The sequence below is a fragment of the Clostridium sp. HCS.1 genome, from assembly GCF_047900555.1.
Taxonomy (GTDB): Bacteria; Bacillota; Clostridia; order Clostridiales; family Clostridiaceae; genus Clostridium.
In genome coordinates this window covers 2,748,347-2,771,768 of sequence record NZ_CP170704.1, presented here as the reverse complement: position 1 = coordinate 2,771,768, position 23,422 = coordinate 2,748,347, and the positions used below count along the sequence as shown (strand labels likewise).

23 protein-coding genes and 1 other annotated feature are annotated in these 23,422 nt (G+C 26.4%); of the genes, 13 read left to right on the top strand and 10 right to left on the bottom strand.

Features of this window, described 5'->3' with window-relative positions:
- Positions 1 to 17: 17 nt before the first annotated feature.
- The gene (locus ACFYH6_RS13175) at positions 18 to 557 is read right to left on the bottom strand and encodes an XRE family transcriptional regulator (RefSeq protein WP_316344832.1); all 540 of its coding nucleotides are present in this window, start codon (positions 555 to 557) and stop codon (positions 18 to 20) included.
- Positions 558 to 1,009: 452 nt separating this feature from the next.
- Between ACFYH6_RS13175 and ACFYH6_RS13170 the strand changes: the two genes are divergently transcribed.
- Both ACFYH6_RS13170 and pflA read left to right on the top strand, forming a co-directional pair.
- Positions 1,010 to 2,089: a GNAT family N-acetyltransferase gene (locus ACFYH6_RS13170; RefSeq protein WP_316344833.1), complete on the top strand. Its 1,080-nt coding sequence runs from the start codon at positions 1,010 to 1,012 to the stop codon at positions 2,087 to 2,089.
- A 91-nt stretch (positions 2,090 to 2,180) separates the two neighbouring features.
- A complete protein-coding gene (gene pflA / locus ACFYH6_RS13165; RefSeq protein WP_316344834.1) occupies positions 2,181 to 2,894 on the top strand; it encodes a pyruvate formate-lyase-activating protein in 714 nt (237 codons plus the stop codon).
- A 221-nt stretch (positions 2,895 to 3,115) separates the two neighbouring features.
- On the opposite strand, the gene ACFYH6_RS13160 is transcribed toward pflA, so the two are convergent.
- Both ACFYH6_RS13160 and rocF read right to left on the bottom strand, forming a co-directional pair.
- A complete protein-coding gene (locus ACFYH6_RS13160; RefSeq protein WP_316344836.1) occupies positions 3,116 to 3,742 on the bottom strand; it encodes a 3'-5' exonuclease in 627 nt (208 codons plus the stop codon).
- Between the two features lie 206 nt (positions 3,743 to 3,948).
- Complete coding sequence (rocF, locus tag ACFYH6_RS13155; RefSeq protein WP_316345679.1) at positions 3,949 to 4,854, bottom strand: arginase; 906 nt, start codon at positions 4,852 to 4,854, stop codon at positions 3,949 to 3,951.
- A gap of 332 nt (positions 4,855 to 5,186) precedes the next feature.
- Here rocF and ACFYH6_RS13150 point away from each other — a divergent pair, with 332 nt between their 5' ends.
- The gene (locus ACFYH6_RS13150; RefSeq protein WP_416178417.1) at positions 5,187 to 5,915 is read left to right on the top strand and encodes an alpha/beta family hydrolase; all 729 of its coding nucleotides are present in this window, start codon (positions 5,187 to 5,189) and stop codon (positions 5,913 to 5,915) included.
- Between the two features lie 67 nt (positions 5,916 to 5,982).
- Here the strand turns inward: ACFYH6_RS13150 and ACFYH6_RS13145 are convergent, their stop codons facing one another.
- The gene (locus tag ACFYH6_RS13145) at positions 5,983 to 6,600 is read right to left on the bottom strand and encodes a hypothetical protein (protein WP_416178418.1); all 618 of its coding nucleotides are present in this window, start codon (positions 6,598 to 6,600) and stop codon (positions 5,983 to 5,985) included.
- 225 nt (positions 6,601 to 6,825) lie between these two features.
- Here ACFYH6_RS13145 and ACFYH6_RS13140 point away from each other — a divergent pair, with 225 nt between their 5' ends.
- A complete protein-coding gene (locus ACFYH6_RS13140) occupies positions 6,826 to 8,247 on the top strand; it encodes an LCP family protein (RefSeq protein ID WP_416178419.1) in 1,422 nt (473 codons plus the stop codon).
- A gap of 106 nt (positions 8,248 to 8,353) precedes the next feature.
- Positions 8,354 to 8,998: a site-2 protease family protein gene (locus ACFYH6_RS13135; protein ID WP_316344636.1), complete on the top strand. Its 645-nt coding sequence runs from the start codon at positions 8,354 to 8,356 to the stop codon at positions 8,996 to 8,998.
- 56 nt (positions 8,999 to 9,054) lie between these two features.
- Here ACFYH6_RS13135 and ACFYH6_RS13130 read toward each other — a convergent pair whose 3' ends face one another.
- The gene (locus ACFYH6_RS13130) at positions 9,055 to 10,563 is read right to left on the bottom strand and encodes a Ppx/GppA phosphatase family protein (protein WP_316344635.1); all 1,509 of its coding nucleotides are present in this window, start codon (positions 10,561 to 10,563) and stop codon (positions 9,055 to 9,057) included.
- A gap of 144 nt (positions 10,564 to 10,707) precedes the next feature.
- Positions 10,708 to 10,909, top strand: a binding site (T-box leader).
- 134 nt (positions 10,910 to 11,043) lie between these two features.
- Here ACFYH6_RS13130 and argS point away from each other — a divergent pair.
- Positions 11,044 to 12,735, top strand: coding sequence for an arginine--tRNA ligase (gene argS / locus ACFYH6_RS13125; protein ID WP_316344634.1), 1,692 nt, complete (start codon positions 11,044 to 11,046; stop codon positions 12,733 to 12,735).
- 216 nt (positions 12,736 to 12,951) lie between these two features.
- Positions 12,952 to 14,004, top strand: coding sequence for an AI-2E family transporter (locus ACFYH6_RS13120; RefSeq protein WP_416178420.1), 1,053 nt, complete (start codon positions 12,952 to 12,954; stop codon positions 14,002 to 14,004).
- A gap of 26 nt (positions 14,005 to 14,030) precedes the next feature.
- Here ACFYH6_RS13120 and ACFYH6_RS13115 read toward each other — a convergent pair whose 3' ends face one another.
- Positions 14,031 to 14,204, bottom strand: a complete 174-nt coding sequence (locus tag ACFYH6_RS13115; protein ID WP_316344632.1) for a FeoB-associated Cys-rich membrane protein — start codon at positions 14,202 to 14,204, stop codon at positions 14,031 to 14,033.
- 377 nt (positions 14,205 to 14,581) lie between these two features.
- Here ACFYH6_RS13115 and ACFYH6_RS13110 point away from each other — a divergent pair, with 377 nt between their 5' ends.
- The gene (locus tag ACFYH6_RS13110) at positions 14,582 to 15,373 is read left to right on the top strand and encodes a ribonuclease H-like domain-containing protein (protein ID WP_416178421.1); all 792 of its coding nucleotides are present in this window, start codon (positions 14,582 to 14,584) and stop codon (positions 15,371 to 15,373) included.
- Between the two features lie 73 nt (positions 15,374 to 15,446).
- Here ACFYH6_RS13110 and ACFYH6_RS13105 read toward each other — a convergent pair whose 3' ends face one another.
- Complete coding sequence (locus ACFYH6_RS13105) at positions 15,447 to 16,319, bottom strand: ComEC/Rec2 family competence protein (protein ID WP_416178422.1); 873 nt, start codon at positions 16,317 to 16,319, stop codon at positions 15,447 to 15,449.
- 149 nt (positions 16,320 to 16,468) lie between these two features.
- Between ACFYH6_RS13105 and ACFYH6_RS13100 the strand changes: the two genes are divergently transcribed.
- The gene (locus ACFYH6_RS13100; RefSeq protein WP_316345417.1) at positions 16,469 to 17,176 is read left to right on the top strand and encodes a lysophospholipid acyltransferase family protein; all 708 of its coding nucleotides are present in this window, start codon (positions 16,469 to 16,471) and stop codon (positions 17,174 to 17,176) included.
- 357 nt (positions 17,177 to 17,533) lie between these two features.
- A complete protein-coding gene (locus ACFYH6_RS13095) occupies positions 17,534 to 19,282 on the top strand; it encodes a phosphoenolpyruvate carboxykinase (protein ID WP_416178423.1) in 1,749 nt (582 codons plus the stop codon).
- Between the two features lie 134 nt (positions 19,283 to 19,416).
- Here the strand turns inward: ACFYH6_RS13095 and ACFYH6_RS13090 are convergent, their stop codons facing one another.
- Together ACFYH6_RS13090 and ACFYH6_RS13085 are read right to left on the bottom strand one after the other, a co-directional pair.
- A complete protein-coding gene (locus ACFYH6_RS13090; RefSeq protein ID WP_316345414.1) occupies positions 19,417 to 19,626 on the bottom strand; it encodes a DUF378 domain-containing protein in 210 nt (69 codons plus the stop codon).
- Between the two features lie 60 nt (positions 19,627 to 19,686).
- Entirely contained in the window at positions 19,687 to 20,154 is a 468-nt protein-coding gene (locus tag ACFYH6_RS13085; protein WP_316345418.1) for an Lrp/AsnC ligand binding domain-containing protein, read from the bottom strand.
- Between the two features lie 238 nt (positions 20,155 to 20,392).
- Here ACFYH6_RS13085 and ACFYH6_RS13080 point away from each other — a divergent pair, with 238 nt between their 5' ends.
- The gene (locus tag ACFYH6_RS13080; RefSeq protein ID WP_416178424.1) at positions 20,393 to 20,728 is read left to right on the top strand and encodes a hypothetical protein; all 336 of its coding nucleotides are present in this window, start codon (positions 20,393 to 20,395) and stop codon (positions 20,726 to 20,728) included.
- Positions 20,729 to 20,792: 64 nt separating this feature from the next.
- Here ACFYH6_RS13080 and ACFYH6_RS13075 read toward each other — a convergent pair whose 3' ends face one another.
- Positions 20,793 to 21,806, bottom strand: a complete 1,014-nt coding sequence (locus ACFYH6_RS13075; RefSeq protein WP_416178425.1) for a histidinol phosphatase — start codon at positions 21,804 to 21,806, stop codon at positions 20,793 to 20,795.
- Positions 21,807 to 21,927: 121 nt separating this feature from the next.
- Here ACFYH6_RS13075 and ACFYH6_RS13070 point away from each other — a divergent pair, with 121 nt between their 5' ends.
- Both ACFYH6_RS13070 and ACFYH6_RS13065 read left to right on the top strand, forming a co-directional pair.
- Positions 21,928 to 22,428 (top strand): gamma carbonic anhydrase family protein, encoded by a 501-nt coding sequence (locus ACFYH6_RS13070; protein WP_316344997.1) that lies wholly within the window; start codon positions 21,928 to 21,930, stop codon positions 22,426 to 22,428.
- A 14-nt stretch (positions 22,429 to 22,442) separates the two neighbouring features.
- Positions 22,443 to 23,285, top strand: a complete 843-nt coding sequence (locus ACFYH6_RS13065) for a S1 RNA-binding domain-containing protein (RefSeq protein ID WP_416178426.1) — start codon at positions 22,443 to 22,445, stop codon at positions 23,283 to 23,285.
- Positions 23,286 to 23,422: the final 137 nt, after the last annotated feature.

Genomic DNA, 23,422 nt, shown 5'->3' with positions numbered 1-23,422 from the left:
CACCTCTTTCTATAGATTTAAAATGATGGGGGAGTACTTATCCAAATTACTTTAGCTTGGGTCTTACCTGCATTTGAAATATAGTGATTTGATCTAGGTTTAAAATAGAAGCTTTCTCCCTTTTTTACTTTAAATTTCTTTTTACCTAAATGTAAAACAATAGTTCCAGATAATACATAACCAAATTCTTCACCTTCATGAGGTTCTTCTTCTATATATTGTCCATTAGGATCTAGAGTTATCATAATTGGTTCCATTTCATTTTTTTGAGCATTAGGTATAAGCCACATTAGCTTATATTTTAAGTCTTCATTTTCAGTTTCAAACATATCCTCGTATGTAAAAGTAACTTTTTCTTCGCTAGCATCACTGAAGAACTCTCTTAAATTAGTTCCTAAAATCTCTAATATATCTATTAAAGTTGCTATTGAAGGAGAAGTTAAATCATTTTCTACTTGTGATATAAAGCCTTTAGATAATTCACATCTATTAGCTAGTTCCTCTTGAGTTAATTGTTTTTCAATACGTAATCTACGTATTTTTTCACCGATTTCCACAATTACACCTTCCAAATTAATATTTTCTAATACTAAACCTTAGGTTTAAAATTACTAAACAAACAATAGTAATTATATATATATGCAAAGGAAAAATCAATATTTTTTTAGAAAAAAATAAAAAAATATTCTTGCTTAAATCATTGATATTATTGAGGTTAAGAAGAATATTTATAAAATAGTTTAATAAAACAACATTGAAAGTTTAGAAATACTAAATATTTTTCTGCACAGAATAATTGTTAGAAAATTCGTTGTTCTTTAGAATAATAGATATAGGCTATATAATGAAAAAATTAATTTATTTGAGGCAATTAGTATATATAATAAACTATTAATTTTTAATTACATAATCTGCATAGGCCTTTCTTCTTTCTTGATTAATGCATTAATTTATGAGATATTTAATAATATATCTACTTTAAGAAAAAGAAAAGATTATAGGTGATATAATGAGTGATAAAATTAATTTATATAGAAGGAATGGAAAGTTAATATATATTAAAATGCCTGAATTTAATGAATTAGCTTTTGTAGAGGAACTATGGGGAAATGAAAGAAATATGGGCGATTTTGGAAGTGCCTACTCTTTTCCAAAAGAAAAATGGGAAATGTTTTATAAAAAGATGATAAGCCCAACAGACGGGAAAAATTTTTATTGTCTAATTTATGATTTAGAGGATACTCCAATAGGGGAAGTAAGTTTTCATGGCTATAATTCAGCTACTAAGGTGGCAAGGATTAATATAAAAGTACACTATAAATATAGAAGAAAAGGTTATGGAGAAGAGGCTTTAAGACTATTGTTAGAATATTATTTCTTTGAGTTTGGAGGACAAGCTATTATAGATTCAGTAAAAACTGTGGAAAGTAAATCTTTATTAAAAAAAATTGGATTTGAAGAACTAAATAATATTAGAGATCAAAGAACTTATAAGTTAACTAAAAATAAGTTTATCAGTCGTAAAGTAAATGATAAGATTAAAATTGGAATTTTGTTATATAATAATGTTAATGTAGCAGAATATTCTTTGATTTTTAATATTTTTGATAAAGTTAACGAAATATTAAAAGAAGATTATTTCCATGTTTATTCAGTAGCTAATAGTGAGTCAGTTGAAATAAAGGATGGATCTATAGATATAAATTATAATATAAATTATAATAATGTATTACCTGATATTCTATTAATACCTGGTGGAAATGTATCTAAAGATGAAATGGATAATACTAAATTAGTAGAATATTTAAATCAGGTATACAGTCATTGCGATTATATAGCAACATTATCTAATGGAATATATTTTTTGATTAACTCAATAAATATGGAAGGTATCTCCATACCAAATTCTAAATATATAATAAATGGAGCTAATATAGCTAATAAAGATTTTGTTGATAATGGTAAGATAATGATTTCTTATAATTTAATAGGAAATATTAAATTGTGTATAAATATAATTAAGAAAATATCTGGCTATGAAATTTCTGATAAAGTAGCAAGAGAAATCGGCTTTCTAGACAATTATTAATTATTTACATTGGACAATTCATTGTATACACATTATAATAAATTAAGAAATTAAAGATGTTTTAATCGTGGAAAACAAAGGGGAAGATGTTATGATAAGCGGTAGAATTCATTCTATAGAAACTATGGGACTAGTAGATGGACCAGGAATAAGAGTTGTAGTATTTTTTCAAGGATGTAAATTAAGATGTTTATATTGTCATAATCCTGATACTTGGAGTGATAATGAAGGTACTGAATACAGCAGTGAAGACCTACTTAAGAAAATAAAAAGATTTAAGAGCTATTTTCAAGCATCAAATGGAGGGGTTACTTTCTCAGGGGGAGACCCGCTTAGGCAACCAGAATTTCTTTTAGAAGTTTTAAAAGGTTGTAAGGAAGAGGGGATACATACTTGTCTTGATACCTCTGGAGTTGGTTTCGGAGATTATGATGAAATACTTAAATATACAGATTTAGTTCTATATGATGTAAAACATCTAACTGAAGAAGGTTATTTAGATATGACTGGAAGCAAGATTCATGAAACAAATAAATTTATAGAAGCTGTGAAAAGAGCAAACACTAAATTGTGGATAAGGCAAGTAGTTGTACCAGGTAGAACTGATAGTGAAGCTTATATGAAAAGTTTAAGAAAATTTGTTGACTCTTTAAAAAATGTTGAAAAAGTTGAATTACTACCATATCATTTGTTAGGTGTAAGTAAATATGAAAATATGAAGATAAGATATAGATTAGATGGAGTTCCAGCTATGGATAAGGATCTTTGCAAGGAGCTTAAAGATAAGTATTTTAGTGAATATTAATATATAAGGAGACAAATATCATATTATTGCTACTTGGAGTTTACCAGGAAGTATAGAATATGATATTTATCTTCTTTTTATTTTTTAGGAATTTATAAAAATATTACCCGATTAATAATTTTTTATAAATTCCTTTCCTTAAGTATATGAGGATATAGATATTATATTCTGGCGACTTGGAGCCTGCGACGGAGCAAAGAATATAATATCTATATCCTTTTTTATTTAAGTAATTTTGTAAAGTATCCAGGTGGAATTAATCCTTTTTTCATTCCTTGAATTACTGTTAAGTAAGTTGCAGCAGTATCAAATCTAGCATCATGATAGTTACCACTTCCTTCAAAAAGTTCATTTGCCTTATTTGCAATTTGTTCTTCTGTAATTCCTAAGAAGTCTATAACTTCTGAAAGTTTTGGGTTTTTAACTAATCCTGAAGGATTAATTATATTGCATATAGATTTATAGTAGGCCATAGTACAGAAGGTATTTTTAGGCTCCCAAGTAGTATCTATAAGACCAGCTTCCCATAACTGTTGTAATTCATGTTTTAAAAATTTTATATCGAATTGAACATTGTGACCTATGATGAAATCTGCATCAAAGAAGTCAGGCATAAATTCATGAACAAATTCTATAAATTCATTTCCATCAGAAAGTTCATAAAGCTTTTCTAAAGAAAAACCATGAATAGCTTGAGCACCTTCATCCATAGTATCTACAGTAAAGAAAAAGTTTTTACCTGTAGTTTTTTGTGGCTTAGTTGAAGCATCTACTATTATATAGCTTAACTGACAAATGTTTCCCGGTTTTATGCTTGTAGTTTCTGTATCGAAAAATAATAGCTTCATTATATCCTCCTAAATTTTACTTAATATATACTTATAATAAATACTCTAAAATTAGTATATTTATATTAATATTAAATTAAAGATAATTAAAGTAAAAAATACAAATTAATTTTTACAACTAATATAATAACATAAAAATTTAATAAATCAAAAAGAGACTGTTTAAGCAGCCTCTAATTTTACATTGTGCCATAGCACTATATATATTACTTTCCTTCAAAGGATTTGGAAATAACCTTTAATAATTCAAGACAAGTTTCTAAAGTCCTTTTATTATTATCTAGTACTGGATTAAATTCTACAAAATCCATAGACCTAACTAAAGAAGTATTTATTATAGTTTCTATTACTTCTTTTCCTTCAGAGAAGGATAAACCATCTTCTACTGGTGTTCCAGTACCAGGTACATATGCTGGATCTAAGCTATCAATATCGAAACTAAAGTGAATATTTTTAACATTATTTTTATTTAAAGCTTCTAACAATTCTTTTAATACTGTTTTTATGCCCTTTGTTTTAATATCTTTCATGGTCCATACATTTAGATTGTTTTCTTTAATTAACTCAAGTTCACCTAAATCTAAGTCTCTACAACCTAATAAAAATACATTTTCAGGTTTAACCTTTTGTCCAGGAAAATAAAGATTAGTTAAAGCTTCATAACCAATTCCCATAGAGCTTGCTAAAGGCATTCCGTGAATGTTTCCTGATGGGGAAGTTTCAGGTGTATTTATATCACCATGAGCATCCACCCAAACAACTGCAAGATCTTCCTTGAAAAATTTACTTGAGCCTGCAAGGCTTCCAATTGCTAATGCATGATCTCCACCTATTGTTAGTGGAAGATAAGAATTTTTTAGGGAATCATAAACTTTATCAGCTAGTCCAATATTTGATCTTACAACTTCATCTAAATACTTCATTTTTGCGTTTGCTGCGTATTTATCATTTGAAGAAACATTTTTTACATGAACTTCGCCCATATCACAGACTTCATGGCTTTTATTAAAGATATCTAGAAGGTTGTTCTCTCTTAAAATTTTTGGCCCTTTTTCTACTCCAGGATTATCACATCCATAGAATAAAGGCATATCAATAATACTAATATTCATAAAACAAACCTCCAAAATGAATAAATTTTTTAGGGCAATAAATATATATTAATAGCTTAAAGTAAATATGTAAATAAAAAAATAAATTTTCTGTCAAAAATTTATTTTTTTTATGAATATTTAATAAAAATTAAAAATTACATATTATATTAATATAATATTTGTCTGAAAATGTGAAAATTCGTAATAATATTTCCATGATTATTTTATTTTACTTATTTACTTCTAAAATTACTAATAAATATTATAATTAATTTATAGATAAAATCTACAAATTAAACTAAAAAGTTATTACAATACATATGTTAATAATAAATACAAAGGAGTTAATAATGAAAAAAAATAGAGCTTTAAAAAGTATAATAATTATTTTAAGTATTTTATTAATAGGAACAACATTCTTCATATTATGGGCAAACAATAATTATAAACCTACTGCTGAAGCTATGTCTATATTAAAGAATGAAGATACAATAGATATAAGTGAAGATGAGTTCATAACTTTTATACCTAAGAATAAGGAGATAAATAAAGGATTTATATTTTATCCAGGGGGAAAGGTTAGTGAAGAGGCCTATTCTTTACTAGCAAAAGGAATAGCTGATGAAGGGTATTTAGTTGTTATAGTACCAATGCCACTAGATTTAGCTGTATTTTCTCCTAATAAAGCAGAAAAGGTTGTGGAAAAATATAGTGATATTGATGTTTGGGCTATTGGTGGACATTCCTTAGGTGGAGTAATGGCTAGTAAGTTTGCAAGTGAGAATAATAATATAAAAGGATTGGCACTATATGCTTCTTATCCTAGTGGAGATGAGCTTAAAGATAAAGAGATAGAAGTAGTAAGTATATACGGCAGCGAAGATGGAGTTGCTGATTTAGAGAAAATAAGAAATGCTAATTTACCTAAAAATAGTACTTTCTTTGAAATTAAAGGCGGAAATCATGCTCAATTTGGAAGTTATGGTGAGCAAGAAGGTGACAATAAAGCTACAATAAGTTCAGAAGAACAAATTAAGGAAGCAGTAGATATAACAGTTAAAATGCTAGAGAAATTATAAAAAATACACCTCAAAATGTTGGATATTTTTTCTAACATTTGGGGGTGCATTTAATTATAACAACAATTTATGATATCATTTCACTAAGTTTTTGTAAAGCTTCATCTTTTGAATCAAAAGAAAATTTATGCTCTTTTATATAGTTTTGATCTTTTTCTGGAAGATGACTAATTGGTTTAGAATCTGTATATACTTTTTTTTCAGATTCAATGATATTTCCGTCTTTATCAGTTTTAAATATAGAAATATATCCATTATCTTCTCCTAAGTAATATTTATCAGCTTCAAATTTATCGCTTTTTACTTCTTTATCGCGACTATATGTAAGCTTTTTTTCATCTTTTTCAATGAGTTTATAGCCATCTTTAGATAGTTCTTTTGAGAATTCTTCTTCAGTTAATTTTTCTTTTAAGTTTAATTTTTTCTTTATGTTAATGAAATTATCTACCATATCTACATTATCTTTAGTTTTTAAGGTTATAAAAATATCATCATTTAAATATTCATTATTTGAAAATACATTTTCATTTTGTTCTTCTGGTTTATTAGGTTTAGTTAAATAATCAGTAATAAAATAGCTTGCACAAAAAGCAATAGCAAGTAATGTAACTATAGTAACTAAAATTGCTGATTTTTGTTTTTTATTTAAATTTTCTTTTGAAGAATTATTATTCATATTATCCATGTTTATCACTCCTTGCTTAGATTATTGACAGGAATTAGAAAAATTAAACATAAATTAACTAAAAATATTTTAAATTGGGTATTATAATAAGGTAGAAATAAAAAGATATAATATTGTTATTATTTTGTAATGAAAATTTATTTTAATTTTTGTATAATAGAGAAGATGCTATTGAGGATTGTATGATAATAAGTATATAATAGGAAGGTAAAGGGAGGATTATGAATGAGTGAAAATGAATCATTAAAGAAAATAAAAGCTAAGAAAAAAAATAAGAAACGTAAGAAGAAAATTATATTGTTTTCTACTTTAGGGGTACTAGCTATTTTAATTGCAGTAGTGTTAGGATATTATAATCAAATTAGAAATAGAATTCTTATAAAACCTACAACTAAAGCTAATGAAGAGAAGAAAGTTGATTATGAAGAAGTTGAAGGAATTACAAATGTTTTATTAATAGGTACTGACGGTAGAACTGAAGATGAAGCCGCTAGAGCAGATTCTATAATTATTGCAACTTTAGATAATAACAATAAAAAAGTTAAGTTGACATCTATAATAAGAGATACTGTAGTAGATATTCCAGAGTATGGAGAAGATAAAATAAATGCTGCCTTTTTTTATGGATCTTCAGAGCTAAATGATGATGGAAAGCTAAGAGGATTTGAAGGCGGAGCAGATTTACTTATGGATACTATAGAAGACAACTTCAATATTCATTTAGATAAATATGTTATAGTTAATTTTTGGGGATTTGAAGAAATCATAGATGAGATTGGGGGAATTGAAGCAGATATAAAAGATTATGAAATAGATGAAGTTAATAAATATATAGGTGAATCTACCGGAGTAAATTCTCCGCCAATAACAGAAACAGGATTACAAACTTTAAATGGCCAACAAGCTCTTTCTTATGCAAGAATAAGATATGTAGGAAATGGTGGTTTTGAAAGAAGTGAAAGACAAAGTAAAGTTTTATTCCAAATTGCTAATAAGTTAAAAGAAGTAAATCCTTTAAAATATGTATCTATTGCTAATACATTATCAAAACAAGTAAAAACAAATATGGATATACCAGAAGCCTTAAATTTAGCATATACAATATATAAATTACCTTCTTTAGATTTTGAACAATTACAAATACCACAAACAGAACTTATTGCAAGAGATAATTTATATAAAGATAGAGGTTGGTGTTTACTTATAGATCTTGAACAAAGTGCAAAGATAATGCATGATTTTATATTTAATAATAAGCTGCCAAATCCAGATGAATTTGATTTGAATTCAGTAATAAATGTAGCAGCTGCTTATGATGCGAAAGAAGCTAGATATAATGCTTTATATAATATAAAACCAGAAGATTATGATGATAAGAATAAAGAGGAACAAACAACTCCAACACCACCGAAAACAGAAACAGAGAAACCAGTAACACCAGAAACAACACCAGAGACAAAGCCAACAACACCGGAGACAAAACCAACAACACCAGAGACAACTCCGGAAACAAAACCAGAAACAACTCCGGAGACAAAACCAACAACACCAGAAACAACACCAGAGACAAAGCCAACAACACCAGAAACAACTCCGGAAACAAAACCACAAACATCTGCAAATGCTGGGACTCAAGTAAATCCGTAATAGTTTATGATAACAAATAATAAAAGTGGAATGATATGTATGTACATTCCACTTTTTGTTAAATATATATGATATAATTTAAAAAAAGCCAATAAGGAGGACTAGAATGCAAAGTCAGATATTAATGAAGATAATAACAATCCCTGCAATACTAATTGCTTTTGTTGCACAGGGATATGCAAGAGCTAAAGTTGCTGATAATTTAGGGGATAAAACACCTAAGTTTAATGGAAGACTAACTTTAAATCCATTAGCACATATAGATTTAATTGGATTTATAATGATTATAATTGCAGGATTTGGGTGGACTAAACCAGTAGAAATTAATCCAAGTGCTTTTAAGAGAGGTTATAAGGATGAAATCAAGGTAACAATAGCAGGACCATTAGCTAACTTAATAGTGGCATTAATAGGAATGTTTATATTTCAAATATGGGGTAACATGGCATATGGTGTAGTATCAAATACAACATATTTTATTATAGGAATGATGTTAAATAGTGTTTGTACTGTGAATATAAGCTTATTTATATTTAACTTATTACCTATACCAGGACTTGCTGGTTTTGATTTATTTAGAGAACTTAGTCCTAAGAATTTTTATAAGTATGGAATTAAAATGTATGATTATCAAATGGTAATACTTATAGTTATTGTTCTATTGGGAAGCTATATTTTAACTTATCCTGTTAAACTTATATATAATTTATTTTCAATAATTGCTAGAGTAGTTCTAGGGATATTCTTTTAAAGAAAGGAGCTGTGGCCTTAGGGGGTAAAAAATCCGCTAGCCACAGCTCTTTATATTTATATTGGGTTAATAACTAAATCTTTTTTATAAACTTCTTTAAAGATTTCGCTAGCTCTTAAAGCTTGACGAATTTCAAAATCCACATCTATGTCAGAATATACATTTATAGTGACTGTTTCTTCATCAAAGGAAACATCGAGTTTTTTTACAGCTCCAACTAAACTTCTATCTAAGCCTTCAGCTATTTTAAGAAGAACACCAATATATTTAATGTTTTTTAAATCAAGTTGATTTATTATAGCTGAAAATGGTGATATTGGAGTTTGATAAGTATTAAATCTATGAGATGCAGCAATAGCAGCACTCATAAGAAGTTCTTTATGATTAAGACCATTAATTAAAGAATTCAAAATTATATAAAAGGAATGCTTATGATGTCCATGATAATTTATACTTGTTCCACAATCATGAAGCATTGATGAAGTTTTAATAATATTATAAAATTCATCGCCTAAATGATGTAGTGGCTTTAAAGCATTAAATAAATAATAGGTCATATTAAATACGTTTTTAGCATGATTTTTGTCTCCATTTAGTGTGTCTAATACTCCATTAATACTATAATCTAAAATATCATTTTCTAGTGAATAATTTTCCTTTATATATTCATATAGTATACCTTCACGTAAACCTCTTTTTGAAATAGTAATTTTACTACATTGGACCATATTAGAAATCTTTTTAAATATAGCAGTTCCGCCAACTACAATATCTGCAATTTCTGAATCTATTCCTTCAAGCTTTTGCCTTTGTTTGTAGTCCTTAGATTTTAATAAATTAAAAATTTCCTTAACATCAATATCAGTAAGTTCATAATTGTGAATTATCTCTAATGGATATCTTTTTCTTACTCTATCTATTTTACCGATATTTCTAATAATGGAAGCTATACCGATTATTGATTCAAATTTTGCTTCTTTAAGCCAATCAATATCTTCAAGTAAATCAGATAAATATTCAAAGGTGGCATTTAAAGCATTAGGTAGTATTCTATCTTTTAGGTCAAAGTTGTAACTTAAATTAACACTACCAATAGGCAAAGTTACACTTTTAATTATATTATTAGATTTAACCCAAGCTAAATGTGTATCAGTGCCTGCTACTTCAACTAAGAGAGAATTTTCTATGTACATACTTCTTTTTACACCTAAAAAGTTATAAAAAATTTCTTCTTCACAACTTAAAACTCTTATATCTATGTTTAGTTCATCTCTTATAAGTGGAAGTAATATATCCTTGTTTCTAGCATCTCTTAATGACTCAGTTGCTACAGCAAAAATTTTATTTACACCAGAAATTGTGCATAATGATTTATATGCTTTTAAAGTAGAAAGTATGGTAGTAAAATTATTATTACAAATACTATCATCCATAACCAAGTCATGACATAATCTGATTGATGTTTTAAGCTCATCAATTATTTTAAAATACCCATTGTTATTAATCTCAGTTAACATAAGCCTAAGAGAACTTGGACCTATGTCAATAATACCGATTCTATCCATAAATATCTCCTTAATTAAAAATTAAAAAACATCCAATATAAAATATTATAACATTTATAATAATAAAGTATAGAGAAGCTTTTGATTTTATATTGACAATAAATCTTTCATTTATGTATAATGTTGATATTATATAAGAATATATTAAAATCTATGAAAAGAAGAGTACTATATTTTAGTCTTTTTAGCGAGTAAGGGATGGTGTAAGCCTTATAAGATAGAATGATAGGAAGAGAGCCTTGGAGATAGCTACTGAAATTAAGTAGGATAGTTCGTTTGCTGCGTTAAAGCATTGAGTGGCATTTATTGCAATCAGAGTGGTACCGCGGATTTATTCGTCTCTTATTTATTTAAGAGACTTTTTTTATTTTCTGGGAAATAATAATAGATAATATATTTTAAAAGATATAAGCACTTTAGCTTTTCATTTATGAGATTTGAAAAATTAGAATTTGCTTAAAAACTGTAAGGAGGATACAAATGGATTATAAAAAGAAGGTTGCTGAAGTTATAAGTAAGCATGTGGATATGGATATTGAAAGTATTGAGAAATTGATAGAAATACCACCTAAAAGTGAAATGGGTGATTATGCATTTCCATGTTTTCAATTAGCAAAAGCTTTTAGAAAAGCTCCAAATATGATTTCAGAAGAATTAAAAGAAAAAATTGATGGTGAGGGATTCGAAAAAATAATTAATATAGGACCATATATTAATTTCTTCGTTGATAAAAGTGAGTTTAGTAAAAATACTATTAATAAAATTTTATCTGAAACTGAAAATTATGGATCAAGTGACATAGGAAATGGGAAAACTATATGCGTAGAATATTCATCACCTAATATAGCTAAGCCTTTCCATGTTGGACATTTGTTTACTACAGCAATAGGTAATTCACTTTATAAGTTATTTAAGAAGGAAGGCTATACTGTAGAGGGAATTAATCACTTAGGTGATTGGGGAACTCAATTTGGAAAGCTTATTTCTGCATATAAGAGATGGGGAAATGAAGAAGCATTAGAAAAGAATGCTATAGATGAGCTTTTAAGAATATATGTTAAATTCCACGATGAAGCAGAGAAAGATCCAGCATTAGAAGATGAAGGAAGAGCTTACTTTAAAGCCTTAGAACAAGGAGATAAAGAAGTAGAAGCTTTATGGAAGAGATTTAGAGATTTAAGTTTAAAAGAATTTGAAAGAATATATGAGATATTTGATGTTAAATTTGACTCATATGCTGGAGAAGCTTTTTATAATGATAAAATGGATGCAGTAGTTGAAGAATTAAAAGAAAAAAATCTTTTAGTTGAAAGTAATGGAGCTCAAGTAGTTATGCTAGATGAGTATAACATGCCACCATGTATAGTACTTAAAGGAGATGGAGCTTCAATATATGCAACAAGAGATTTAGCAGCTGCTATGTATAGAAAGAAAACCTATGATTTCTATAAGAGTATATATGTAGTTGGAACACCTCAAGCTTTACACTTTAAACAAGTATTTAAAGTTCTTGAACTTGCAGGTCATGAATGGGCTAAAGATTGTGTTCATGTAGGTTTTGGATTAGTTAAATTTGCAGATAGAAAGCTTTCAACAAGAAAAGGTGAAGTTATATTATTAGATGACTTAATAAAGGAATCTGTAGATAAGACTTTAGAAGTTATAAATGAAAAAAATCCTAATTTAGATAATAAAGAAGAAGTTGCAAAGAAAATAGGCGTTGGAGCAATAGTATTTACTTACCTAAAAAATTCAAGAGAAAAGGATATTGTATTTGATTGGAAGGAAATGCTTTCCTTTGAAGGAGAAACAGGTCCTTATGTACAATATTCTTATGCTAGAGCAAATAGTATATTAACAAGAGCTGGTGAATTAAAAGGCGTTGCAGATTATTCTAAACTAAATACTAAGGAAGAATTTGAATTAATTAAATCCTTAGAAGGCTTTGGAAAGCAAATTCATTTAGCAACAGAAAAGTTAGAACCTTCTATAATTACTAGATATGCTATAGAAGTTGCTAAGTTATTCAATAAGTTCTACAATGCACATTCTGTATTAAACTTAGAGGATGAAGGATTAAAAGAAGCTAGAATTAATTTAGTTAAAGCTACTTGTCAAGTAATTAAAAATTCATTAGCTTTAATTGGTATAGAGGTAGTAGATAAGATGTAAAATAGATATTGAGCTTACAGTTGATTATTGGTTAGCTGTAAGCTTAATTTTTAATTAACAACTTGTTAATTTTATAAAAATACACTAAAAACATACAAAAATACACTTAAAATATGATATATTATTAATAAAATTATAAGGAGAGTAGATAGTATTTTTAAAGATAATAAGTATAGAGATTTATTACTAATTGTTATTTTTGCTATAGCTATTGGATTGATTGGGTATAAATTGGTAGAGAATTATTATTATTTTTTTAAGATTATTAAAAAGCTATGGTCTTTATTATTACCTGTGGTTTATGGATTTATTATTGCATATATATTAAATCCATTGGTTAAGGTTATAAAGAAAAGAATGAAAGTAAAAGAAGGAATGGCTATATTATCTTCTTATCTATTATTAATAGTATTGATAATAGTAATATCTATATTCTTAATACCTAATATGATTAATAGTGCTATAGATATTACATCTAATATTCCTTTATATATTAAAGAAGCACAAGGATGGATAGATGGAATATTAAATATTAATTCAATACATGAAATTATAAATAATACAGATGCTATGAATAGCCTTAATGAATTAATCGCACAATTTGGAACCATGGCTATAACTTTATTAGAAGGGGCAATAGGATATATATTTGTTTTTTCAAGTCAGCTAGTAAAACTATTTCTAGGTTTACTAATTTCAATTTATGTATTGATTGATAAAGATAGAATTATTAGAGAGAGTAAAAAAATTGTTTTTTTAGTTTTTAAAGAAAAGAGAGCTAAGAAATTAATTGAGTCTGTTAGAATTTATCATAGGATGATAGGTGAATATATTGGCATTAAGGCAATAGATTCATCAATTATAGCTGTTATGGCACTAATCCTATTAACTATAGTGAAATCAGAATATGCATTTTTACTTGCTATTATAGTTGGCGTAACTAATATGATTCCTTACTTTGGTCCTTTTATAGGAGAAATAATTGGATTCTTATTTAATGTATTTGTATCACCAACTAAAGGAATAGTTGTATTCTTAGTTTTATTAGCACTTCAACTTTTTGATGGATGGTATTTAGATCCAAAACTTATAGGTGATAAGGTTGGAGTGAGACCTTTATATATTATAATAGCTGTTTTGATAGGTGGTGGCTTTTTTGGTGCTATAGGTATGCTTCTTGCATCTCCAACTGTAGCTACTTTAAAGATCTATTATGAAAGATTAATGAAGAAAAACCAAGAAATAATTAAAAATGCAGAAAAAATATAATATAAAGAAAAAATGCATGGCAATAGCTATGCATTTTTTTGCGTTTTTTCTATCTTTAGTATATTAGATTTATCTTCATACATTGGACAATGATCAGAACAACTTTTACAGCTGCAGCTACCTTTAGAAGATTTATGAAAGGTTTTAAATAATATATACGCTGCTAAAGAAACAATTGCTAAAGTGATTATTATTTCCATGAGAACACCTTCTTCTTATATTATTAAATTTGAGATGAGATACAATAAATAATTATTTAATATTTTAATTTGATATTTATTGGATTTCTTTTTAATACTGAAAATCATTATCATAGCTTAATAATATCAAAATGTTAAATAGCAGTCAATCATATAATTGTAGAGGATATTTTTTTATTATCTTAACTTTTAATTTTATGAACATAATATAAATTATATAATATTATGTAATATAAAGAGTTGTAATTATATAATATCTGTTATATGAGTAAAGTGCCTTAGAAATTTATTCTATATTCTTATAAAAGGTGGTATAATGTTATAAGATAAATTAAGGAATTAAAAGGTGATAATGATAAGGAAGAAAGAGTGGTAATGTGATTATTAGAGAGAATATAATAGAGGTAGACTCTATAAACAGAGAATTTATGCTTAAAACAGCTGATATAAGTAGGAAACCTGAAGAGCTTATTTTTTTTGACTTAGAACACTATGTTTATAAAAAGCCAAAATGCATAGGAGTCTTTGGAGCTTGTATATTTGAAAATGGTAAGCTATATGTAACACAATATATGATTGAAAATAAATACGAATCAATACAAATATTGGAATTAGCTAAAAAATACTTTTTAAAGATGAAAAATAAAGGAAAAAAGGCTATTGTCACCTTTTCTGGAAACAATGATTATACAGTAATTAATTATTTGTTCAAAAAATATGGAATAGAACTTAATTTTTCTAAGGAATTTGAAGATATAGATATTCAAAGAGAATATGAAAAAGAAATGAAGCATTCTATAGGCCTTAAGAATTTAGAAAAAGATTTTAATATCCACAGAGAAGGAGAAGTAATAAGTGGATCAAATCTTGCTAAAACCTTTAATAAAGTATTAAAAGATAAAGACTATATATTAAGGATGCCTAAGGAAAAAATAGAAACAATCCTTTTATACAATGAACAAGACGTAACTAACCTATATAATATATATATGCTTTGGAAATCTTACGTGAACAATAATAAAGAAAAAATTGAAGCTGATAATAAGCCAATTAAAGAAAAAGAACTAAAAGAGGAATTCTTAGATACTGTTAATGGTGAAATTATAGATATAAATGAAATTAATAAAGAAAAAATTTTAATTAACCAAGAAGATGCGGTAGGAGAATAAATATAAATTTATATATTAGTTTAAGAATTGTCTTCTTAAATGATAGATGCTCCTAAATATTTAGGAGCATCTATCATTTAAAAGAAGATTTCAATGTTTTTCCATCAGAAGTAATAATTATACTTCTATTAATATCGGTTCTATAAACTGTTGTGTTTTTAATTTTATCTAAGGTTTCTTTAGTTGGATGTCCATAACTGTTATTTTCCCCAACAGAGATTATTGTTATTTTAGGATTTACCTTGTCTAAAAAATTTTTGCTAGTTGAAGTAGAAGAGCCATGATGGGCAAGTTTTAATACATCACTTTTTAAATTAAAAGATTTATTAATAACCTCTGCTTCAACATTTTCTTCAGCATCTCCTGTAAATAAAAATGAGTTATTTCCGTAATAAATTTTAATAATAGGTGAGTAATTATTTAAGTTATCATAACTATCTAAATTGGGAGAGAAAACTTCAACTAAAGTATTTTCACCAAGATTTATAGTTTTATTGTTAGCTTTTAATATTTTAATTTTAATATTTTTTCTAGATAAAGCTTCTGCCATACCTTCAAAGGCAGTGGTATTACTTTCAACTTTAGGAGAATAAAAATTAAGTATTTTATAATTGGAAATAATGTAGCTCATATTTCCAATATGATCCTCATGGGGATGGGTAGCAATTACATAATCAAATTGAGGAATATAAATTGAATCTAAATAATTAGTTAATTTCTTTTTATCACTTTTGGGGCCTGAATCTATAAGTAAATTCTTATTATTGACTTGCACTAAAATAGCATCTCCTTGACCAACATCTATATAATGAATTTTAATTTCATTAGGATTAATAGAGTGGTTTTTCTTATATAGTAATTCTTTAAATAAAAAAATAGAAAGTATTATTAAAATTAGTATAAATACATTCTGAATTTTTTTTAGTAATTTAGCTTTTTTAATCATTTAATCTCCCTTATAAAAATAAAATTATATAAAAGATATTTATTATATACTTTTTATTATAGACATGACATAATAAAAATATAATTGAAGAAAGAAAATTTAGCACTTATAATATAATAAGGTAAAATATGATATAGGGAGTGGATTTTGTGAAGTTTTATAAAATTATAGCTTATGGATTTTATATGTTATTTATGCAGTGCAAAGCTATTAAACGTTGGTATATAGAAAAAACTAAAGGGGAGAAGGCTGCCATTGATTATAGTGGTAAAGTAGGTGAAGATTGGGCAAGATACACAATACATAAAGCATTAAATATGAATGTAACTGTTATTGGTAAAGAAAATATACCTGATGAACCATGCTGCTATATTGGAAATCATACAAGTATTTTAGATATACCATTATTAATTGATTCAGTTGGTAAATGTATGGGATTTGTAGCAAAAAAGGAAATGGTTAAAGCTCCAGTATTAGGATATTGGATGAAAAATTATAATTGTGTTCCCTTAGATAGAGAAAATGCTAGAGAGGCAATTAAAGTTATACGTGAAGGTGCAGAGAATATTAAAAAAGGATATAGTATGGCAATATTTCCTGAAGGTACAAGAAGTAAAGACGGAAAACTTAGAGAATTTAAGAAGGGAAGTTTAAAGCTTGCTACTATGGCTAAAGCACCTGTTGTTCCAGTTTCAATTAATGGGGCATATAGAGCTTATGAAATAGATAGAAAATTTAAACCCATAGATATCACTGTAACCTTTGGAGAACCTATATATACTGATAAGTTAAGTAGAGAAGAAGAAAAACAATTAATGGAAAAAGTTAGAGAAGTAGTATTAAAGAATCTTAATTAAAATACAATAAGGAGCTGTGCTTATGCAGCTCCTTTATATTTGCATAAATTTTGAATAAAATTTATAATTTAGCAAATAATTGTGAACGATAATATATTAAATAACATTTAATTTCGTTAATATATAAATTATTATGTAAATAATAATTAAAATTTTCGGAAAATTAATAAATTATAAAAAAATTTTTTATAAAAATTTCTGATTACGTTTACTTTTTGTATAAATATAAAAAACTAATAAATTTTATAAAAAATGAAAAAACATTCTGTTGAAACTTGCATATTATGTGTTATAATATAAAAAAACAACAGGAAAATGAAATTTTACAAAGAAGTATATTTCAAAAGGGGGCAAATCATGCGTAAAGAGTTTTCTATAAGTAATGATAAAGTATTAATTAATTTTACTGCAAAATATTGTAGTACATTTGAAGAATTGGTTGAAAGTCAAGGATTTTGTAAAACCATTGAAGTTTATTTGAAAAAATCAAAGAAAAAAGTTACATTAAGCTGGAGATATTTAAAAGAGAATTTAAAAACAGAAGATATAGATTTAATAACATCTAATTTAATAAAAATATTTAAATATTTTACGGTTATGAATGTTGAAGAAATAGTAGATGCAAATCCTAAATATAAAGATTTATTTTCAGATAAAGATAAGTTTATAGCTTTAATTGAAGATTTATATTTATTCTGGAGAACCTTAGAAAGATATACTATTATACACAGTAATAAATTACAATATGGATTATCAGCAGTTAGTTTTACACAAGCAAATTCATCTTTATCTAATTTAATATTAAAATTATACAGAAAGATTGAGAAGAATATATTAGGATATAAACCAAATGTATTTAGACAGATTCCAGTTGGTGGAAATGCTTCTATTATGGTGAATAAGGTATTATGGCCATTACCAAAAGGATATGAAGCATTAGAAGATGTTGAGTTTATTGACTGTATATTATTGGAAACTCCTTTTATAACATATCCTAAGAAAAATACAAGAAGCGGAATGTTTACAGAAGTAAATGAAAATCCATTAATGGATACTTTCTTAAATAAGGATCATTGGTTCTGTTATCCAGCTAAAGTAGGAGAATTAATTGCATTTATTTATTTCCATAGAGATTATATGCAACATGGAATAACATTATGTAATTTATTTGAAATGGCAAGATTAGAAGAGTATAGAGGTAAAAAACCAGATTTAGTTTATGTATTTGGTGCTACTGATGATAGTGGTAAAAAGAAAACTGTATTTTATGATGATAAAGAAAATGATATTATGGTTGGATATGTAAATCACTCAGAAGAAATAGATTACTTTGGATATATGAAGAAGATGACATTAACACTTCATAATTTAGTTATGATTAAGAGAGGATATTTACCAATACATGGGGCTATGGTTAATATCGAACTTAAAGATGGAAAAACAGCTAATGTAGTTATTATGGGTGATAGTGGAGCAGGTAAATCAGAAAGCTTAGAAGCATTTAGAACATTGAGTGAAGATTATATTAGCAATATGACAATTATATTTGATGATATGGGAACATTTAAAGAAATTGACGGAAAAATATATGGTTATGGAACAGAAATAGGTGCTTTTGTAAGATTAGATGATTTAGATCAAGGTTATGCTTTTAAAGAGATAGATAGAAGTATATTTATGAATCCAGATAAAATTAATGCAAGATTAGTAATGCCAGTTGCACCATATAAAGAAATTATTAAGGGGTATGAAGTAGATTTATTCCTATATGCAAATAACTATACAGAAGTTAAGGATGGAGATAACTCAATTGAATACTTTAAGACTCCAGAAGATGCAATAAAGGTATTTAAATCAGGTGCTAGAATGGCTAAAGGAACTACATCAGAAAAAGGATTAGTTGAAAGTTTCTTTGCAAATCCATTTGGACCAGCACAAAAGCAAGAAGAAACTAATATTTTAATAGAAAAATATTTTGATTCTATGTTTAATGGAACTGTTAAAGTTGGACAAATTAAGACTTGTTTAGCTTTAGAAGGAAAAGAAAAAGATGGTCCAAAAGAAGCAGCAATAGAGTTGTTTGATATTATTAAAAAAATGAAATAAATACTTAATAAAGCCTACTTTTAAAGTAGGCTTTATTAGGTATAAAATGTACTTATCATTAAAGTATTAGACTATAGATTTTGTCATATTAAAAAATATAAAGGGAGTAATTGATTACTCCCTTTATATCTATATTATTCTTCTGAATTAATATATCTGTTTTTCGCGAAAAATGAAAGTGAATATAGTCCAGCAATACCTACCAACGCATAGATTATTCTTTCTAAAGCAGGCATAAAGCCGAATAAGTTGTTAACTAGATTATATTGGAAAAATCCAATTAACCCCCAGTTAACAGCTCCAACAATAACTAAAATAAGAACAATTGAATCTAATACTTTCATATAAATCCTCCCTTTTATCGGTTATGAAAATAGTTTAACCAATAATATAGGATTTATACTTTATATAGTAATATTTCTGTCTATAGGTTGATTTAAAGAAATGATAGTATCAGTTCTTTGGATTCCAGAAATTGGATTAATTTTGTTTAATAATATGTTCTGAAGATCAGAAATATTTCTGCATACAACTTTTGCAAAAACACTATAAGTACCAGTAGTTAAATGTAACTCTACTACTTCTTTAATTTTTGATAATTCTTCAAAAACTAAATCATAAGAAGAGGTCTTGTCTATATATATTCCTACAAAACAACATACGTCATAACCAAGCTTAGGTAAATTTAATAGAATTCTCGTTCCCTTAATTATACCAAGCTCTTCCATTTTTTTCATTCTAACATGAATAGTACCACCACTAACATGACATATTCTAGCTATTTCTAAGTAAGGGGTTCTACAATCTTTTATTAATAATTCTAATATTTGATAATCTAATTCATCCAATTGATTAGTAAGGTTTATACTCATAAAATCACCTCATTTTAACATTTTTTAATTGCTTACTATATTTTATCAAATAATTATTTAAATTAGAAGGGTATTTTAATAAATTTAATAAAAATATTAATAATAATTAATATATTGCTAAAAGTTTACTCTAGAATAATATTTTGAAAATATAAAAATAAATAAATTTATTTATCTTGAAAATATAGGGTATTTCTTTTAATATATAATAAGAAGCTTTCAAAGGAGGAATTATGCTGTGGGCAACATATTATTTTATATAGTATACATTGCTATTACTATCGGATTAATGGTTTTATCATTCACATTTGGAAGAAAGTACGTATTTTCAAAGGTAAGAATAAACAAATGGATTCCATTAGGAATAGCAGTAGCTCTATTTTTAGTTCAATTATTTGTTAAATCAACAAATGTTTGGGTAACTATGCTATTTACTATAGTTATTCTTTGGTTCTTTATGTGGTTTATGGATATCCATAATACAGGTGGACCTAAGAAGAAAGAAAAGAAGATAGAAATTAGACCAAAGGCTAAGCCTAATAGAGTTAAACATTTAAAAAGTCAAGAAAAATAAACACTTTGAAAATAAATAAACATGGCATTCTGCAAAGTAATGTCATGTTTATTTATTTGTTTATTTAAATAATTTGGCTAGTTTTACCAATAAAAATTGGAGAGCTAAATGCTACTCTATTATCATCTTCTATTATTTTAATAATATACCAAGATTCATTATTTTCTTTCCTATGTTCATATAAATATTTAATACTATTTAAATTAATATTTTCAATAGCTCTTATAACTTTTCCATTATTACTTATTATTTGAAGTTCTTTAATCTTATACTTCATATCTTCGGCGAAAATCATAAACCTTATCTTAGAAGATGATATAAAAACTTCTTCTCCCATAAATTCATCGTTTATAGTAAAGTAAAATTTTAGATATCTAGATTCCGTTGAGTAAGTTCTTCGTTCTCTAAAAGCAGAAATTATATTTGAGGTTGATAGGTTATTACAAATACAAACTGTTAAATTTTCTGATTCACCTAAGTTAAGTGTATTATTTATACTATATTTACTTATAGCACCTAACATCCATCCTAAATCTAGGAAGTTGTAATAATATTTATCACTTTTTGGAATTTTATTATTAACCTCTACAGAAGTTATTATTTTATTTAGAACTTCATTATAAGGAAGTAGTTTGTTGTTTTTATTTATATAGTTAAAGGTTATAAAAGCATCTATGTTATTAAGCATCCATAATGCTAGGATTTTAAAATCTCCAATAATATTAGTAAAGAAGTTATTAGTGTTAATTATATTTATATCACCATATTGATTAGTACTACATTTAAACCCAACTAGAGGAATAAAGTCAGTATACTTTTTCCGAATTCTAGACGCATAAATTTTACTACCTTGAAATTTTGAGTATTTACTTTCCTTTATATATACTTCATCAGAAAGATAAGAGTTGTGATCTGTAGTAAACATGAAGTTTAATCCAAGTTTATATGCATATTCATAAGCATCTATAGGAGTAACTTTACCAGTTGAATAGACTGTATCATAATTTGCTATTCCATAGTAATACTTAATATTTGATTTATCAAAGTTATCTATATCCTTACTTTTTTTCCTTCCCAACTTAAGCCCCTTAAAATAAATTGTTATATTATATATATAGTATTTAATAAGTGCAAATAATGACAATAATATTAAGTAGTGATAAAATAACTTTAAATAAAATAATTTGGAGGGATGAAAAATGATTTTAGATTTTAAGGGAATTAAACCAGTGATAGATAAGACTTGCTATATTTCAGAAAGTGTTGATATAATAGGAGAAGTTGTTATAGAAAAGAATGCTAATATTTGGTTCGGAACTACTATAAGAGGTGATATGAGTAAAATTCATATTGGAGAAAATACTAATATTCAAGAAAACTCAGTTGTTCATGTAGATTTTGATTGCGAAACTAATATAGGTAAAAATGTAACTATAGGACATAGAGCGATTATTCATGGATGTACTATTGCTGATAATGTTTTAGTAGGTATGGGATCAATTATACTAAATGGAGCAAAAATAGGAAAGAATACTATTATAGGTGCTGGATCTTTAGTAACTCAATATAAGGAATTTGAAGAAGGCGTTCTTATTATGGGTAGTCCTGCTAAAGTAGTAAGAAAGCTTACAGAAGAAGAAATTGCACACATAGAACAATCTGCAATTAATTATGTAAAAATTAGTAGGGAATACTTATAAAATCAGGAGGAAAAATGGTTAACATAGGTAAATATAATTTATTAGAAGTTAAAAGAGAAAAAGAATTTGGATATTATTTAGGGGATGAAGGTAAAACAGATGTCCTATTACCTAAATCAATGTCAGAAGGAAAAGATATTAATGTTGGTGATAAATTAGAGGTTTTTGTTTATAGAGATTCAAAGGATAGACCAATTGCAACATTTAAAAAACCTTTAGTAACAGTTGGAGAAGTAGGATATTTAAAAGTAGTTTTTCAAACAGAATTTGGTGCTTTTGTAGATTTTGGATTAGACAGAGATATTTTTGTACCATTAAAGGAACAAAGATATAAATTACATACAGGAAGTAAATATTTATTTTATATTTATTTAGATAAAACAGATAGATTAGCTGCAACTACAGATGTTGAAGATTATATTTTAAATGCTACTGAAGAGGGCAAAGAATATAAGGTTGGAGAAGAAGTAATAGGTCAAGTATATGGAAAAACCGAAGGAGGAACAGTCCATATTGCTATTGATTCAAAGTATAGAGGATTAATTTTACCTAATGAATATTATACTGAAATTTATCCAGGAACTGAAATGAAATTAAGAGTAAAAAGAATATATGAAGATGGAGTAATTGGATTAACTCCAAGACAAACAAGATTAAGTGAAAGAGATAAAATTCAAGAAGATATATTAAAGTATTTAAAGAAGAATGGTGGATTTATGCCCTTTAATGATAAATCTAAACCAGAGGATATAAAAGCAACTTTTAATACTAGTAAGAATTACTTTAAAATGGCACTTGGTGGTTTAATGAAAGAAGGAAAGATAGTTCAAGAAAAAGAAGGAACTAGATTAAAATAATGAGGTAGCTTTAATAGCTACCTTTATTATTTTAAAAAATTAATATATCTATTGACTTTATTACTTTACTGTGATAAAGTAATAAATAAGAAAAGCGTAAGTGATAAATATTGATAGTGTAAAGTTTCGTATGAAAA

Excerpts from the sequence above, each read along its gene's own strand:
- ACFYH6_RS13170 (WP_316344833.1), top strand. The coding sequence starts at position 1,010 with ATGAGTGATAAAATTAATTTATATAGAAGGAATGGAAAGTTAATATAT.
- pflA (WP_316344834.1), top strand. The coding sequence starts at position 2,181 with ATGATAAGCGGTAGAATTCATTCTATAGAAACTATGGGACTAGTAGAT.
- ACFYH6_RS13160 (WP_316344836.1), bottom strand. The coding sequence starts at position 3,742 with ATGAAGCTATTATTTTTCGATACAGAAACTACAAGCATAAAACCGGGA.
- rocF (WP_316345679.1), bottom strand. The coding sequence starts at position 4,854 with ATGAATATTAGTATTATTGATATGCCTTTATTCTATGGATGTGATAAT.
- ACFYH6_RS13150 (WP_416178417.1), top strand. The coding sequence starts at position 5,187 with ATGAAAAAAAATAGAGCTTTAAAAAGTATAATAATTATTTTAAGTATT.
- ACFYH6_RS13145 (WP_416178418.1), bottom strand. The coding sequence starts at position 6,600 with ATGGATAATATGAATAATAATTCTTCAAAAGAAAATTTAAATAAAAAA.
- ACFYH6_RS13140 (WP_416178419.1), top strand. The coding sequence starts at position 6,826 with ATGAGTGAAAATGAATCATTAAAGAAAATAAAAGCTAAGAAAAAAAAT.
- ACFYH6_RS13135 (WP_316344636.1), top strand. The coding sequence starts at position 8,354 with ATGCAAAGTCAGATATTAATGAAGATAATAACAATCCCTGCAATACTA.
- ACFYH6_RS13130 (WP_316344635.1), bottom strand. The coding sequence starts at position 10,563 with ATGGATAGAATCGGTATTATTGACATAGGTCCAAGTTCTCTTAGGCTT.
- argS (WP_316344634.1), top strand. The coding sequence starts at position 11,044 with ATGGATTATAAAAAGAAGGTTGCTGAAGTTATAAGTAAGCATGTGGAT.
- ACFYH6_RS13115 (WP_316344632.1), bottom strand. The coding sequence starts at position 14,204 with ATGGAAATAATAATCACTTTAGCAATTGTTTCTTTAGCAGCGTATATA.
- ACFYH6_RS13105 (WP_416178422.1), bottom strand. The coding sequence starts at position 16,319 with ATGATTAAAAAAGCTAAATTACTAAAAAAAATTCAGAATGTATTTATA.
- ACFYH6_RS13095 (WP_416178423.1), top strand. The coding sequence starts at position 17,534 with ATGCGTAAAGAGTTTTCTATAAGTAATGATAAAGTATTAATTAATTTT.
- ACFYH6_RS13090 (WP_316345414.1), bottom strand. The coding sequence starts at position 19,626 with ATGAAAGTATTAGATTCAATTGTTCTTATTTTAGTTATTGTTGGAGCT.
- ACFYH6_RS13085 (WP_316345418.1), bottom strand. The coding sequence starts at position 20,154 with ATGAGTATAAACCTTACTAATCAATTGGATGAATTAGATTATCAAATA.
- ACFYH6_RS13070 (WP_316344997.1), top strand. The coding sequence starts at position 21,928 with ATGATTTTAGATTTTAAGGGAATTAAACCAGTGATAGATAAGACTTGC.
- ACFYH6_RS13065 (WP_416178426.1), top strand. The coding sequence starts at position 22,443 with ATGGTTAACATAGGTAAATATAATTTATTAGAAGTTAAAAGAGAAAAA.